This is a genomic window from Hydrogenophaga sp., from assembly GCF_965657535.1.
GTDB lineage: Bacteria > Pseudomonadota > Gammaproteobacteria > Burkholderiales > Burkholderiaceae_C > Hydrogenophaga.
This window is the reverse complement of record NZ_CBFHOP010000006.1, coordinates 149306-163195: the sequence shown is the minus strand read 5'-3', so window position 1 is coordinate 163195 and position 13890 is coordinate 149306. Positions and strand designations below refer to the sequence as shown.

14 protein-coding genes and 1 tRNA gene are annotated in these 13890 nt (G+C 61.3%); all 15 read right to left on the bottom strand.

Going from position 1 to position 13890, the window contains the following annotated elements:
* Positions 1–4: 4 nt before the first annotated feature.
* On the bottom strand, positions 5–1381 hold the full coding sequence (gene nuoF / locus ACTG4K_RS12435; protein ID WP_439114524.1) for an NADH-quinone oxidoreductase subunit NuoF: 1377 nt from the start codon (positions 1379–1381) through the stop codon (positions 5–7).
* Position 1382: 1 nt separating this feature from the next.
* The gene (gene nuoE, locus ACTG4K_RS12430; protein WP_439114523.1) at positions 1383–1904 is read right to left on the bottom strand and encodes an NADH-quinone oxidoreductase subunit NuoE; all 522 of its coding nucleotides are present in this window, start codon (positions 1902–1904) and stop codon (positions 1383–1385) included.
* Positions 1901–3154 carry an NADH-quinone oxidoreductase subunit D gene (locus ACTG4K_RS12425; RefSeq protein WP_439114522.1) on the bottom strand — a complete coding sequence of 418 codons (1254 nt, stop codon included), beginning with the start codon at positions 3152–3154 and terminating at the stop codon, positions 1901–1903. Before ACTG4K_RS12425 ends, nuoE begins: the two co-directional genes overlap by 4 nt.
* 23 nt (positions 3155–3177) lie before the next feature.
* Positions 3178–3798, bottom strand: coding sequence for an NADH-quinone oxidoreductase subunit C (locus ACTG4K_RS12420; protein ID WP_439114521.1), 621 nt, complete (start codon positions 3796–3798; stop codon positions 3178–3180).
* A gap of 44 nt (positions 3799–3842) precedes the next feature.
* On the bottom strand, positions 3843–4322 hold the full coding sequence (locus tag ACTG4K_RS12415) for a NuoB/complex I 20 kDa subunit family protein (RefSeq protein WP_068175390.1): 480 nt from the start codon (positions 4320–4322) through the stop codon (positions 3843–3845).
* Positions 4323–4362: 40 nt separating this feature from the next.
* Positions 4363–4722, bottom strand: a complete 360-nt coding sequence (locus tag ACTG4K_RS12410) for an NADH-quinone oxidoreductase subunit A (protein WP_439114644.1) — start codon at positions 4720–4722, stop codon at positions 4363–4365.
* Positions 4723–4770: 48 nt separating this feature from the next.
* Positions 4771–4855, bottom strand: a tRNA-Leu gene (locus tag ACTG4K_RS12405).
* Between the two features lie 170 nt (positions 4856–5025).
* The gene (gene secG, locus ACTG4K_RS12400) at positions 5026–5430 is read right to left on the bottom strand and encodes a preprotein translocase subunit SecG (protein WP_439114520.1); all 405 of its coding nucleotides are present in this window, start codon (positions 5428–5430) and stop codon (positions 5026–5028) included.
* 36 nt (positions 5431–5466) lie between these two features.
* Entirely contained in the window at positions 5467–6213 is a 747-nt protein-coding gene (gene tpiA / locus ACTG4K_RS12395; RefSeq protein WP_439114519.1) for a triose-phosphate isomerase, read from the bottom strand.
* Positions 6214–6246: 33 nt separating this feature from the next.
* A complete protein-coding gene (locus ACTG4K_RS12390) occupies positions 6247–7236 on the bottom strand; it encodes an NAD(P)H-quinone oxidoreductase (protein ID WP_439114518.1) in 990 nt (329 codons plus the stop codon).
* 16 nt (positions 7237–7252) lie between these two features.
* The gene (gene pnp / locus ACTG4K_RS12385) at positions 7253–9382 is read right to left on the bottom strand and encodes a polyribonucleotide nucleotidyltransferase (RefSeq protein ID WP_439114517.1); all 2130 of its coding nucleotides are present in this window, start codon (positions 9380–9382) and stop codon (positions 7253–7255) included.
* A 265-nt stretch (positions 9383–9647) separates the two neighbouring features.
* On the bottom strand, positions 9648–9914 hold the full coding sequence (rpsO, locus tag ACTG4K_RS12380; RefSeq protein ID WP_439114516.1) for a 30S ribosomal protein S15: 267 nt from the start codon (positions 9912–9914) through the stop codon (positions 9648–9650).
* Positions 9915–10027: 113 nt separating this feature from the next.
* Complete coding sequence (locus tag ACTG4K_RS12375) at positions 10028–11236, bottom strand: pyridoxal phosphate-dependent aminotransferase (protein WP_439114515.1); 1209 nt, start codon at positions 11234–11236, stop codon at positions 10028–10030.
* A gap of 26 nt (positions 11237–11262) precedes the next feature.
* Positions 11263–12585, bottom strand: coding sequence for a branched-chain amino acid ABC transporter substrate-binding protein (locus ACTG4K_RS12370; RefSeq protein ID WP_439114514.1), 1323 nt, complete (start codon positions 12583–12585; stop codon positions 11263–11265).
* A gap of 188 nt (positions 12586–12773) precedes the next feature.
* On the bottom strand, positions 12774–13877 hold the full coding sequence (gene tsaD, locus ACTG4K_RS12365) for a tRNA (adenosine(37)-N6)-threonylcarbamoyltransferase complex transferase subunit TsaD (protein ID WP_439114513.1): 1104 nt from the start codon (positions 13875–13877) through the stop codon (positions 12774–12776).
* Between the last annotated feature and the right edge of the window lie 13 nt (positions 13878–13890).

Here is a 13890-nt window from a genome sequence, read left to right as displayed (position 1 = left end):
CTTCTCAGACGTTGGCCGTGGCCATGCGGGTCTTGTGTTCGATGTAGTGCTCGAACTCAGGCCGGAAATGTTTGATCATGGCGCGCACCGGCATGGCCGCTGCGTCGCCCAGAGCGCAAATGGTGCGCCCCATGATGTTCTCAGCCACGTTGTCGAGCAAAGCCATGTCAGCCGGCTTGCCTTCACCCCGCTCGATGCGGTCCACCAGACGCCAGAGCCATCCTGTACCCTCGCGGCAAGGGGTGCACTGGCCACAGCTCTCGTGCATGTAAAAGTAGGACAGGCGTTTGAGCGACTCCACCATGCAGCGGCTGTCGTCCATGACGATCACCGCGCCGGATCCAAGCATGGAACCGGCCTTGGAGATCGAGTCGTAGTCCATGGTGCAGTCCATCATGATGGATGCAGGCAGCACGGGCGACGACGAGCCGCCCGGAATCACCGCTTTGAGCTTGCGCCCCTTGCGCACACCACCTGCAAGTTCCAGCAGCGTCGAGAACGGTGTACCCATGGGCACTTCAAAGTTGCCTGGGCTTTCCACATCACCACTGACGGAGAAAATCTTGGTGCCACCGTTGTTGGGCTTACCGCACTCCAGATAGGCCTGGCCGCCATTGCGGATGATCCAGGGCACCGCAGCGAAGGTCTCGGTGTTGTTGATCGTGGTGGGCTTGCCGTACAGGCCGAAACTGGCTGGAAACGGCGGTTTGAAACGGGGTTGGCCCTTTTTGCCTTCCAGGGATTCGAGCAGCGCGGTTTCTTCACCGCAGATGTACGCACCAAAACCGTGGAAAGCATGCAGCTGGAAGCTGAAATTGCTGCCCATGATGTTGTTGCCCAGCAAACCGGCGGCACGGGCTTCTTCCAGCGCAAGTTCGAAGCGGTCATAGGCTTCAAAAATTTCGCCGTGAATGTAGTTGTAACCCACACTGATGCCCATCGCGAAGGCGGCAATGGCCATACCTTCGATGACGATGTGCGGGTTGTACATCAGGATGTCGCGGTCCTTGCAGGTGCCCGGCTCGCCTTCATCCGAGTTGCAGACGAGGTACTTTTGGCCAGGAAACTGGCGCGGCATGAAGCTCCACTTCAGACCGGTGGGAAAACCTGCACCGCCGCGGCCGCGCAGCGCGGACTCTTTCAATGTTGCGATGACCTGGTCCTGGGTCATGCCCGCAACGCCGGTGTCAGGATTCGGTGCAGAGTCGTCCTGACCCAGAATCTTGCGTAGGGCCTGGTAGCCACCGCGCGCTTCGTAGTCCTTGAGCGACCAGTTGCTGCCATTCAAATCAGCGTAAATCTGCGGATTGATGTGGCGACCATGGAAACAGGTTTGCACGCCCGTGGCGCGAAACTGGGAAAGAATTTGCTCGGCGTTCATGTCACTTTGCCTCCGTCGAACGCAAGCCTTCGATCAGCTGGTCGAGTTTGTCGTTGCTCATGAAACTGCACATGTGGCGATCGTTCACCAGCATCACGGGCGAATCGGCACAAGCACCCAGGCATTCACTCTGTTGCAGGGTGAACATGCCATCGGCCGTGGTGCCCCCCATCGTGACACCAAGCTTGTGCTCCAGGTGCTTCAACGCCTTGTTGCCATCGCGCAGTTGGCACGGCAGGTTGGTACAGACGTTGAGCTTGTACTTGCCCACCGGCTGCTGGTTGTACATGTTGTAGAAGGTCGTGACCTCGTGAACCGCAATGGGTGCCATACCCAGGTATTCAGCAATGGCCTTCTCGGCCTCCAGGCTCACGTGACCTTGTTCTTGCTGCACGATCGACAGGCAGGCCATGACGGCAGACTGCGCCTGATCGGCGGGGTATTTGGCGACTTCACGGGCGAACCGCTGCAGGGTGGCTTCGGGCAGCGATGCCGTTTGCACAGTTTTGATGCCGGAGATCATCGGTCAATCTCTCCAAAAACGATGTCCATGGTGCCAATGATGGCCACCGCGTCTGCCAGCATGTGGCCCCGCGCCATTTCATCCATGGTGGCCAGATGCGCAAAGCCAGGGGCGCGAATTTTCAAGCGGTAGGGTTTGTTGGCGCCATCGCTCACGAGGTAGATACCGAACTCACCTTTTGGATGCTCAACGGCAGCATAGGCCTCACCCTCGGGCACATGGAAGCCCTCGGTGAACAGCTTGAAGTGGTGAATCAGCTCTTCCATGTTCGACTTCATCGACTCACGTGAAGGCGCCGCCACTTTGTGGTTGTCGGTGATGACAGGCCCCGGGTTGGCGCGCAACCATGTCACGCATTGTTCAATGATGCGGTTAGACTGCTTCATCTCCTCCATGCGAACGAGATAGCGGTCGTAACAATCGCCCGTCTTGCCCACCGGGATATCGAAATCCATCCGGTCGTAGACGTCGTAAGGCTGGGTCTTGCGCAGGTCCCACGCAATACCAGAACCCCGCAGCATGGGCCCGGTCATGCCGAGGCTCAAGGCGCGCTCTGGCGTAACCACCCCAATACCGACCGTGCGCTGTTTCCAGATGCGGTTGTCGGTGAGCAAGGTGTGGTATTCACCCAGGTAGGTCGGAAAGCGCTTGGTGAAATCGTCGATGAAATCAAGCAACGACCCCTGACGGTTGGTGTTGAGCTCGGCCATGGCCTTGGCGTTGCGGATCTTGCTGACGCGGTACTGCGGCATCGTGTCCGGCAGATCGCGGTACACACCACCTGGACGGAAGTAAGCCGCATGCATGCGCGCGCCAGACACGGCCTCGTACATGTCAAACAGATCTTCGCGTTCGCGGAACGCGTAGATCAAGATGGTGGAGCTGCCGCAGTCGTTACCGTGCGAGCCCAGCCACATCAGGTGATTCATGAGGCGGGTGATCTCCGAGAACATCACGCGGATGTACTGGGCACGGATCGGCACCTCAATGCCCAACAGCTTTTCGATGGCCAGGCAATAGGCGTGCTCGTTGCACATCATCGACACATAGTCGAGGCGGTCCATATAGGGCAACGACTGGATGAAGGTCTTGCTCTCGGCCAGCTTTTCAGTGGCACGGTGCAGAAGGCCGATGTGTGGATCGGCGCGTTGCACCACCTCACCATCGAGCTCCAGCACCAGCCGCAAAACGCCGTGCGCGGCCGGGTGCTGCGGACCAAAGTTCAGGGTGTAGTTCTTTATTTCAGCCATGGGTATTCCGATTCGCCTGCGGCTTAGTGCAACCCGCCGTAATTGTCTTCGCGGATCACGCGCGGCGTGATCTCTCTCGGCTCGATGCTCACTGGCTCGTACACGACACGCTGTCGTGTCGCGTCGTAACGCATTTCCACGTGGCCCGACAACGGGAAATCCTTGCGGAACGGATGACCAATGAATCCGTAGTCGGTCAAGATGCGTCGCAGGTCATCATGACCTTCAAACACAATGCCGAAGAGGTCGAACGCTTCGCGCTCGTACCAGTTGGCAGACGCCCACAACGACGTGACAGACGCCAGTACTGGGAAGTCCTCTTCCGGGCAAAAAACACGGACGCGAACACGCTGGTTGAGGCTGACAGACAGCAGATGAACAACCGCAGCAAAGCGCAGACCTTCCCAGCGGCCGTCGCCGTAGGTTTGGTAGTCCATACCGCACAAATCAATCAGCTGCTCAAAGCGCGCCACAGGCTCGTCGCGCAAGCTTTTCATGACGTCGAAATAATGGGCCGAACTCACGGTCAGGGTCACCTCACCGCGAACCACAACGATCGACTCGACGCGATCACCCAACAAGGCAGAGAGAGAAGACTGGATCGCCTCGGGCGAGGTGGCGTAGGGCGTGCGGGTATCGCTCATGAACAGACTTTCTGGACGCAAACCGGATAGGCCATGGCGGACGCTCAGGCCCGCGCGATGGTGTTGGTGCGGCGAATTTTTTGCTGCAACTGAATGATGCCGTAGAGCAGCGCTTCTGCAGTGGGCGGACAGCCGGGCACATACACATCCACCGGCACGATGCGATCGCAGCCGCGCACCACCGAATAACTGTAGTGGTAATACCCGCCACCGTTGGCGCAAGAACCCATGGACAGCACCCAACGAGGCTCCGCCATCTGGTCGTAAACCTTGCGCAAAGCGGGCGCCATTTTGTTGCACAGCGTGCCGGCCACAATCATCAGATCGGACTGACGCGGACTCGCGCGAAACACCTCAGCACCGAAACGACCGAGGTCATAGCGGGCCGTGGCCGCATGCATCATCTCAACTGCGCAACAGGCCAAACCAAACGTCATGGGCCACAACGAGCCCGTCTTGGCCCAGTTCACCACCGAGTCGTAGCTGGTGGTGACGAAACCCTCTTTGAACACGCCTTCAATCATGAACAGCTCCGGAGTTCGCGCACAGATAGGTTGAACTTGCTCATTCCCAATCCAGTGCGCCTTTTTTCCACTCGTAAGCAAAGCCCACGGTCAGAATGGCCAGAAAAACCACCCCAGCGAGAAAACCTGTCAGACCAATGTCCGAGAAAGCCACAGCCCAGGGGATCAAAAATGCAATTTCCAGATCGAACAAAATGAACAAAATGGCCACCAAGTAGTAGCGCACATCGAATTTCATTCGAGCGTCTTCAAATGCTTCGAAGCCGCACTCATAAGGGGAGTTTTTTTCCGCATCAGGGCGGTTGGGGCCCAGTATGTAGCCCAACACCTGCGGAATGATCCCGACCGCAACACCCACCAAAATGAACAAGAGAACGGGAAGGTATTGCTCGAGACTCATCTTGGTAAGTTCCACTGACATGGCGCATGGGCCATGTTGTCCAAAGATTGGTGCCGACGGCGAGACTCGAACTCGCACAGCTTTCGCCACTACCCCCTCAAGATAGCGTGTCTACCAATTTCACCACGTCGGCTAGGTCTGCATTGCCGGGCTCACGAGGGACTGTGTGAGCCTTATCGACAAGCCTTAGAGTTTACCCTGAAACAACCCTTTTTTTCAGAGCGCGCACTGGATTTTCATTGCAATTCCAAGCGGCGTAGACCTACGGAATTCAACTCGAAACACAGCAGGTTTGCAGCCAGCTTACTTGGCTGGAATCTGGGCTGCGCCCGTACCAACGGGTTGCGTGTCCACCACAGAAGGCGCAGGCTCGTCACCCTTGGCCTGGCCTGGAATCTGTGCAGCGGCGGGCAAGTCGGCTGGGAGCACCGAACCTTCCAGTACGCTGCCGGAAGTTGGCGCTTCGCGCAGGTTACCAAAGTAGGCCAAGCCGAGCGTGCAGGTGAGGAACACGCCAGCCAGCACCGCAGTGGTGCGAGACAAGAAGTTGGCACCACCCGAAGCACCAAACAGGCTGGCCGAACCCGCACCGCCACCGAAGGCTGCGCCGGCGTCTGCGCCCTTACCGTGCTGCATCAAAATCAGGCCGATCATGCCCAGGGCAGAGAGCAACTGCACCGCAAGAAGGATGGTCAACAAAACGTTCATTTTTTTCTCCGGAAATAAGTAACTTGGGGAAGGCGCTTACTGCGCCGCCGCCACGATCTGCAGAAAGTCAGAGGCCTTGAGCGAGGCGCCACCGATCAGTCCACCATCGATATCGGGTTGGGCCAGCAGACTGGCTGCATTGGCCGCATTCATGCTGCCGCCATACAAGATATGCACCCGCTCGGGATGCTGGGTCGCAGCCGAAAGCTGAGCACGCAGGACAGCATGCACCTGCTGAGCCATTTCGGGTGTGGCAGTTTTGCCCGTACCGATCGCCCACACAGGCTCATAGGCCACCACAATTTCGCTGGTGCAGTGCGCCACCGCGTGGATCACGGCAGCCAGCTGCCGCTTGACCACAGTTTCCGTTTGTCCCGCGTCGCGCTCGGCCAGTGTTTCACCCACGCAGACGATGGGCGTGATGCCGAGAGCCAACGCGCGCTGCGCCTTGGTTGCCACCAAGGCATCTGTTTCACCGTGGTACTGGCGGCGTTCGGAGTGGCCCACGATGGCGTACCGGCAGGCAAAGTCCTGCAGCATGGCCGCGCTGACCTCACCGGTGTACGCACCCTGCTCGTGGGCAGACAAGTCTTGCGCGCCCCAAGCGATCGGACTGTCTTTCAGCAGGGTTTGCAATTGCGCTAGGTAAGGCGCAGGCGCGCACAGCGCCATGTCGGCGACGGGCGCAGCGCCGTTCAACCCCGTGAGCATGGCTTTGACCAGCGCCTCGTTGGCAGCCAGCGAGCCATTCATTTTCCAGTTACCTGCGATGAGTTTTTTCATAGCTTTCTCTCCAGCAAGGCGTTCAGCCAGCGGTCAGGACCACTTCAGGACCAGCTTGCCGATATGTTGGTTGGACTCCATCAGCGTGTGGGCCGATGCAGCCTCACCCGCGTTGAACACGCGGTAGATGACAGGTTTGATGCGGCCGCTGGCCAGCAGCGGCCAGACGGTTGCACGCAAACTCTGGGCAATAGCCGTCTTGAAGGCCACAGGCCGCGGACGCAATGTCGAGCCGGTGATGGTCAGGCGCCTACGCAGCACCATGCCGGCGTTGATCTCGGCCTTGACGCCGCCCTGCACCGCGATGATGACCAAACGGCCATCTTCGGCAAGGCAGTCCAGCTCGCGGGCCACGTAGGAGCCTGCCACCATGTCCAGGACGACATTGACACCCAGACCTTCGGTGAGCTCGCCCACCACAGCCACAAAATCTTGCGTTTTGTAGTTGATGGCATGGTCGGCGCCAAGCGCCACACAGGCGGCGCATTTTTCATCGCTGCCTGCGGTGGCGATCACCCGGGCACCCAGGGCCTTGGCCATCTGAATCGCCGTCACACCGATACCGCTGGTGCCACCCTGAATCAACAGGGTCTCACCGGGCTGAAGGCGCGCCCGGTCAAACACGTTGCTCCAGACGGTGAAGAACGTCTCAGGCAATGTGGCCGCAGCCACGTCGTCCAGACCCTCTGGAACCGGCAGACACTGGCCCAAGGGTGCCACGCAAAATTGCGCATACCCGCCGCCAGCCACCAGTGCACACACACGGTCACCCACAGCGAGACCCGCCGCAGCCATGCCAGCCGCGTCACCCGACTCGATGACACCCGCCACTTCAAGACCGGGGATGTCGGACGCGCCAGGAGGTACCGGGTAATTGCCGGTGCGCTGCAGCACATCGGGCCTGTTCACACCCGAAGCGCTCACGCGAATGAGCACCTCGCCCTCGCCCGCTACAGGCATGGGGCGCTCTGTCACACGCAGCACTTCAGGTGCGCCGTAGGCGCTGATTTCAACCGCTTGCATGGCCGGAAAATCCGTCTTATTGCTGCTGTTGCTGTTGACCCTGGTCGCCGCTGTTGCGGTCGATCAGCGCCTTCATGGACAGCTTGACACGGCCCTTTTCGTCGGTCTCCAGCACCTTGACTTTGACGATCTGGCCTTCGCTCAGGTAGTCGGTCACGCGCTCAACACGCTCGTGCGCGATCTGGCTGATGTGCAACAAACCGTCTTTACCAGGCAGCAAATTGATCAGGGCGCCGAAGTCGAGGATCTTGGTGACCGGACCTTCGTAGACCTTGCCGATTTCAACTTCGGCGGTGATCTGCTGGATACGGCGCTTGGCTTCGTCCGCCTTGGCGCTGTCGGTCGAGGCAATGGTGATGGTGCCGTCTTCGTCGATGTTGATCTGGGTGCCGGTTTCTTCGGTCAGCGCACGGATCACCGAGCCGCCTTTGCCGATCACGTCACGGATCTTCTCGGGGTTGATCTTCATGGTGAACAGCTTGGGCGCGAAGTTCGACACTTCGGTCTTGGCTTCGCCCATGGCTTCTTCCATCTTGCCCAGAATGTGCATGCGGGCTTCTTTGGCCTGGGCCAGTGCGACCTGCATGATCTCTTTGGTGATGCCCTGGATCTTGATGTCCATCTGCAACGCCGAGATACCGTTGGTGGTGCCGGCCACCTTGAAGTCCATGTCACCCAGGTGGTCTTCGTCACCCAGGATGTCGGTCAGCACAGCGAAGCGGTTGCCTTCCTTGATCAGACCCATGGCGATACCGGCCACGTGGGCTTTCATCGGCACACCAGCGTCCATGAGCGCCAGGCAGCCGCCACAAACCGAAGCCATCGAAGAGGAACCGTTGGACTCGGTGATTTCCGACACCAGACGCATGGTGTAGGGGAAGTCCTCTTTGCTGGGCAGCGCAGCAATCAGCGCGCGCTTGGCCAGGCGGCCGTGGCCGATTTCGCGGCGCTTGGGCGTACCGAAACGGCCCGCTTCGCCGGTGGCGAAGGGAGGCATGTTGTAGTGCAGCATGAAGCGGTCTTCGAATTCGCCCGCCAGTGCATCAATGCGCTGGGCATCGCGGTCGGTGCCGAGCGTGGCCACCACCAGCGCCTGGGTTTCACCGCGCGTGAACAGCGACGAACCGTGGGTGCGGGGCAACACGCTGTTGCGGATTTCGATGGCGCGCACGGTGCGGGTGTCGCGACCATCGATACGAGGCTCGCCAGCCAGAATCTGGCCGCGCACGATCTTGGCTTCGATTTCGAACAACAGGGCTTCAATGGCCACACTGTCAAAGGCCACGCCTTCGGCCTTCAGGCTTGCCATGACGTCGGCGTAAGCCGTACGGCAGGCCTGGGTGCGGGCTTGCTTGTTGCGAATTTGGTAAGCGGCCTCAAGTTTGGCCTTGGCCAGACCATCGATCTTGGCGATCAGGGCTTCGTCTTTGGCAGGCGCTTGCCAGTCCCAGACGGGCTTGCCCGCGTCGCGTACCAATTCGTTGATGGCGGCGATGGCGACGTTACCCTGCTCGTGGCCAAACACCACGGCACCCAGCATGACTTCCTCAGACAGTTGGTCGGCTTCGGACTCCACCATCAGCACAGCGGCTTCGGTACCGGCCACCACCAGGTCAAGCTGGCTGTCTTTGAGCTGGGTCTGGCCAGGGTTCAGCACATACTGGCCATTGATGTAACCCACGCGGGCCGCACCAATGGGGCCGTTGAACGGGATGCCACTGACCGACAGAGCGGCGGAGGTGGCGATCATGGCCGCGATGTCGGCCTGCACTTCGGGGTTGAGGCTGACCACGTGCACGATCACCTGGACTTCGTTGTAGAAGCCTTCAGGGAACAGCGGGCGGATCGGACGGTCGATCAGGCGGCAGGTCAGCGTTTCGAGTTCGCTAGGGCGGCCTTCGCGCTTGAAGAAGCTGCCAGGGATCTTGCCGGCGGCGTACGATTTTTCGGTGTAATCCACCGTCAGCGGGAAGAAGTCTTGACCGGCTTTGGCATCGGTCTTGGCCACCACGGTGGCGAGCACCACGGTGTCGTCAATGTTGACAAGCACAGCGCCGGTGGCCTGGCGGGCAATTTCGCCGGTTTCCATGGTGACCGTGTGCTGGCCCCACTGGAAGGTCTTGGTGACTTTATTGAACATGCTCATGGGTTTTCTCCTATGGGCCACCCAGCAAAACTGGCGGGCGGCTTGGCGTGCAGACCATCTGCACAAAACCCGGAAACACAACCCAGAACACGATGCCATTCCAGAGCCGTTGAACGCCGCTGCGGCGCGGCCGTCAACACCTTTGGAATGACACAGCTTCGCTCTGTTGTTGCTGCTCCGGAATCAAAAAACGTGGCTGACAAACAAAAAACGCCCGAGCCAGCGAACCAACTCAGGCGTTTTGCGTGTCATGCCGTACTCAAAATTACTTGCGCAGGCCCAACTTGGCGATCAGGGCGATGTAGCGCTGAGCGTCTTTGGACTTCAAGTAGTCCAGCAGCTTGCGGCGGCGGCTCACCATACGCAACAGGCCACGGCGGCCGTGGTGGTCTTTGGCGTGGGTCTTGAAGTGGGGGGTCAGCTCGTTGATGCGGGCGGTCAGAATGGCGACCTGCACTTCTGGGCTACCGGTGTCGTTGGCGGCACGGGCGTTGTCCGCGACGACAGCGGCTTTGATGGATTTTTCGATCATGTCGGATTCCTGGGGGTTACATGCGTCCCGTCGCAGCCTGCCAGCACATGGAACACCAGGCCTGACCGCCGCAACGGGCGTGAATTGCCGTCCAAACGGACAGCAACCGCAAATTATAGCCCAGTCGTTTTTTGTCCCGGGCCTTCGAGCCAGGACCGAAGTCGCTCTACGCCCTGCACGAGGCGCTGCGGATCGCGGCTGGCAAAGCACCAGCGCAACCAGCCGACGGCTTCGGAGCCAAAGGCGCTGCCAGGGGCCAGGCCCAAGCCGGCCTCGCGCACCAGCCGCTTGGCCACATCCAGGCAGTCGGGCTGGCCCTCCAGCCGGAAAAAGGCGTACATGCCACCTTTCGGCATGGCCAGCGTGACGCCAGGTATGGCCTGCAGCAGCGGCACCAGGGTGTCGCGGCAGGTTTGCAGGTGCGCCACCAGCGCGGGCGTGACCTCGTCGCCGCGCTGCAGCGCCACCACGGCAGCGCGCTGGGTGAACACCGGTGCGCACGAGGTGTTGAACTCGATCAACTTGCCCAGAGCGTGGGTGAGCGCGTGCGGCAGCACCAGCCAGCCAAGGCGCCAGCCGGTCATGAGAAAGCTCTTTGAGAAACTGTGGGCCACGATCAGGCGGTCGTCCGGTTCGGCCACATCCAGAAAGCTGGGCGCCGCGAAGCCCATGCCGTCGGCGGCATAGTACAGGCGCTCGTAAACCTCGTCTGCCAGCACCCAGGTGCCGGTGCGGCGGCAGTGCGCCAGGATGGTGGCCTGCTCGTCGCGGCTGAGCGTCCAACCGGTCGGGTTGTTGGGCGCGTTGACAATCAGCAAACGCGTGGCCGGTGTGATGGCAGCCAGCAAGGCGGCCATGTCAAGCACCCAGGCGCCCGCGTTGTCGCCCGTCTCGCTCACTTTCAACGCCACGGTCTTGACCCGTGCTGCCATGATTTGCGGCTGCGCCACCAGATTGGGCCAGGCGGGCGTGACCACCACGACCTCGTCACCCGCCTCCACCAAGGCCTGTGACGCCAGCATGAGGCCATTGACGCCGCCCGAGGTGACGGCGATGCGGTCAAACCAGTGGTCGGCGCCGCGCCCGGGGTGCAGGCCGTGGGTGTAGACCGCAATCGCCTGGCGCAACTCGGGCAGCCCCAGGTTGTGGGCGTAAAAGGTCTCGCCCAGCTGCAGCGAGGCAATCGCCGCTTCGCGGATGAAGGCCGGCGTGACTTCGTCGCTTTCACCAAACCAGAACTTGAGCACGTCCGGACGGCCCAGGCCTTCGTTGGCCACCTCGCGAATGCGGGACTCTTCCAGTTGATCAACCACGGCTCGCATGAACCGACTCCTTGAAATACCCGGTATCAGGGCCGCGCCATGTTACAGCTGTGGGGCTGCTCGGCCTGCTGCGGCGTGATGCTGCGAATGACCCGAAAACCATAACCCGAACCCTCGACATCGAACTTGACGCCGGGTGCTCCCTGGCGGTCCATGACCGCCACAGTCAACGGCTGCTGAAACTGGTGGTCGGCGGCGCGCATGCGGGCGCGCTGCCCAGCAAAAGTGACGTCGGCTTTTTCCAGCTGAGCGGCGAGGTTGGCCGCGTTGATTGGGCTGCCATCGGCACCCGCGCGCTCAATGGCCTGCGCCAACGACTCAATCATGAGCTGCATGCGCATGTGCACGTAGTCTTCTTCGGGTTTGGGAAAACGCTGGCGGAACGACTGGTAGAAAGCTTCGGATTCGCGCGTGGCCACGTTGGGAAACCAGTCGGCCACCGCCACCACTTTGCCAATGCCGGCATCTCCAATGGCGGCAGGCGCTCCCAGCGCATTGCCGTAGAAGGTGTAGAACGTGCCTTCAAAACCCACCTCTCGGGCGGCTTTCACCAGCAGCGTGAGGTCGTTGCCCCAGTTGCCGGTGAGCACGGCTTGGGCGCCGCTGGCCTTGATCTTGTTGGCGTAGGGCAAAAAGTCTTTCACCCGAGCCATGGGGTGCAGCTCGTCACCCACAATTTTCACATCGGGCCGCTTGGCCGCCAGCTGGTTGCGCGCTTCGCGCAGCACCGCCTGGCCAAAGCTGTAGTCCTGGCCAATGAGGTAGATGTTTTTCAAGGCTGCGACTTCGCGCAACACACTCATGAGCGCGGTCATGCGCATGTCCGCATGGGCGTCAAAGCGGAAATGCCAGTAGCTGCACTTCTCATTCGTCAGCACCGGGTCCACCGCCGAGTAGTTAAGAAACACCACCTGACGCGACGGCTCGCGCTCGTTGTGTTTGTTGATGGCGTCGATCAGCCCCGCCGCTGCGGCCGAACTGTTGCCCTGGGTCACGATGGTGATGTTGCGGTCGATCGCGGAGCGCAAGGCCGACAGCGCCTCTTCGGTCTGGCCCTTGCTGTCGAAACGCTCGATGAGCAGCGGACGGTTGCCGCCGGGCAGCTTCACGCCGCCACGTGCGTTCACACGCTCGGTGGCCCAAACCAGGTTGCGAAACACAGCTTCGCCGGTGTTGGCAAAAGGACCCGAAAGGCCTTCAATCATGCCGATGCGAATGGGCGCGCCGCTGGCTGCGCTGGCGGTTTGAACAGAGGGCTGTGCCGTGGCGGGCAGGCTCAGGCAAGCCGCCATGGCCAGCACCCAGGTGGTGCAGCGGCGGCGCAGGGGAGATGTCAAAACAGGATGCATATGGGTTCTGTTGAAGGTGGGCTGGCGGGTGGCCTGCACAGTTCCAGAGCAGGGTCCAGACGCCCGGATGGGGGCGGGACCAGCGACGCGCTGGGTCGGGGTGGCGCAGTGTAATTCATAATTAACTTTGCCCATCCGACAGCTGTCAGGGCCGGAAATTCCGCCCTTCACGACCCCAAGGAGCCTGCTCAAAGACCGGGCTGTGCCAGCTCGGCCAGTGGCCAGCGGGGGCGCACGTCAAAGCGGTAGCCGCTGGTGGCAAAGGGTTCTTCACCGGTGAACGCCAGACCCGCCTGGGCGCGCAGCCCGGCGGCCAGGGCGATCATGGCGCCGTTGTCGGTGCACAGGTGCAGCTCAGGGTAGTGCACACGAATGCCAGCGCGCGTGCAGGCGGCGTTGAGCTGCTCGCGCAACAGCGCGTTGGCCCCCACACCACCGGCCACCACCAGCCGGCGCAGGCCCGTGAGCTTGACCGCCGCCAGCGATTTTTTGACCAGCACCTCCACGATGGCTGCCTGGACGCAGGCGGCCACGTCGGCCTTCTGCTGCATGCTCAGCGGGTCGGCCAGGTGCGTGGTCGCCGGGCCGTCCATGCTGGCGTGGGCCAGTCGCTTCACCTGGGTCAGCACCGCCGTTTTCAGGCCAGCAAACGAGAAGTCGAGGTCACCGCTGTGCAACAGTGGGCGCGGCAGCTTGTAGGCCAGCGAATCGCCCTGCTCGGCCAGCTTGGACAGCGCGGGCCCACCGGGGTAGCCCAGACCGAGCAGCTTGGCCGACTTGTCAAACGCCTCGCCCGCTGCGTCGTCAATGGTTTCGCCCAGCAGTTCGTAGCGCCCCACACCGTCCACCCGCATCAGCTGGGTGTGCCCGCCGGACACCAGCAGCGCCACAAACGGAAACTCGGGCGGGTCGGCGCTGAGAAACGGCGACAGCAAATGCCCTTCCAGGTGGTGCACGCCCAGCACCGGCTTGCCCAGCGCAAAGCCCAGCGCACAGGCCACCCCCGAACCCACCAGCAAGGCGCCGGCCAGTCCTGGCCCGCGGGTGTACCCAACCGCGTCCACGGCCGCCAGCGGCAGACCGGCCTGCGCCAGCACGGCGTCGGTGAGCGGCAGCACGCGCCGTATGTGGTCGCGGCTGGCCAGCTCGGGCACCACGCCACCATAGGCCTGGTGCATGTCAATCTGGCTGTGCAAAGCGTGGCCCAGCAGCCGGGGCGTGCCGGTGCCGCTGGCGTCCACCAGGGCCACGCCGGTTTCGTCACAAGACGATTCGATTCCCAAAATCAGCATGTGGGGGAGTGTA

Coding starts and splice junctions, on each gene's coding strand:
- ACTG4K_RS12390 (WP_439114518.1), bottom strand. CDS start 7,236: ATGCAAGCGGTTGAAATCAGCGCCTACGGCGCACCTGAAGTGCTGCGT.
- ACTG4K_RS12375 (WP_439114515.1), bottom strand. CDS start 11,236: ATGCGAGCCGTGGTTGATCAACTGGAAGAGTCCCGCATTCGCGAGGTG.
- pnp (WP_439114517.1), bottom strand. CDS start 9,382: ATGAGCATGTTCAATAAAGTCACCAAGACCTTCCAGTGGGGCCAGCAC.
- ACTG4K_RS12425 (WP_439114522.1), bottom strand. CDS start 3,154: ATGGCTGAAATAAAGAACTACACCCTGAACTTTGGTCCGCAGCACCCG.
- ACTG4K_RS12415 (WP_068175390.1), bottom strand. CDS start 4,322: ATGATTGAAGGCGTGTTCAAAGAGGGTTTCGTCACCACCAGCTACGAC.
- nuoF (WP_439114524.1), bottom strand. CDS start 1,381: ATGAACGCCGAGCAAATTCTTTCCCAGTTTCGCGCCACGGGCGTGCAA.
- rpsO (WP_439114516.1), bottom strand. CDS start 9,914: ATGATCGAAAAATCCATCAAAGCCGCTGTCGTCGCGGACAACGCCCGT.
- tsaD (WP_439114513.1), bottom strand. CDS start 13,877: ATGCTGATTTTGGGAATCGAATCGTCTTGTGACGAAACCGGCGTGGCC.
- ACTG4K_RS12370 (WP_439114514.1), bottom strand. CDS start 12,585: ATGCATCCTGTTTTGACATCTCCCCTGCGCCGCCGCTGCACCACCTGG.
- ACTG4K_RS12420 (WP_439114521.1), bottom strand. CDS start 3,798: ATGAGCGATACCCGCACGCCCTACGCCACCTCGCCCGAGGCGATCCAG.
- nuoE (WP_439114523.1), bottom strand. CDS start 1,904: ATGATCTCCGGCATCAAAACTGTGCAAACGGCATCGCTGCCCGAAGCC.
- ACTG4K_RS12410 (WP_439114644.1), bottom strand. CDS start 4,722: ATGAGTCTCGAGCAATACCTTCCCGTTCTCTTGTTCATTTTGGTGGGT.
- secG (WP_439114520.1), bottom strand. CDS start 5,430: ATGAACGTTTTGTTGACCATCCTTCTTGCGGTGCAGTTGCTCTCTGCC.
- tpiA (WP_439114519.1), bottom strand. CDS start 6,213: ATGAAAAAACTCATCGCAGGTAACTGGAAAATGAATGGCTCGCTGGCT.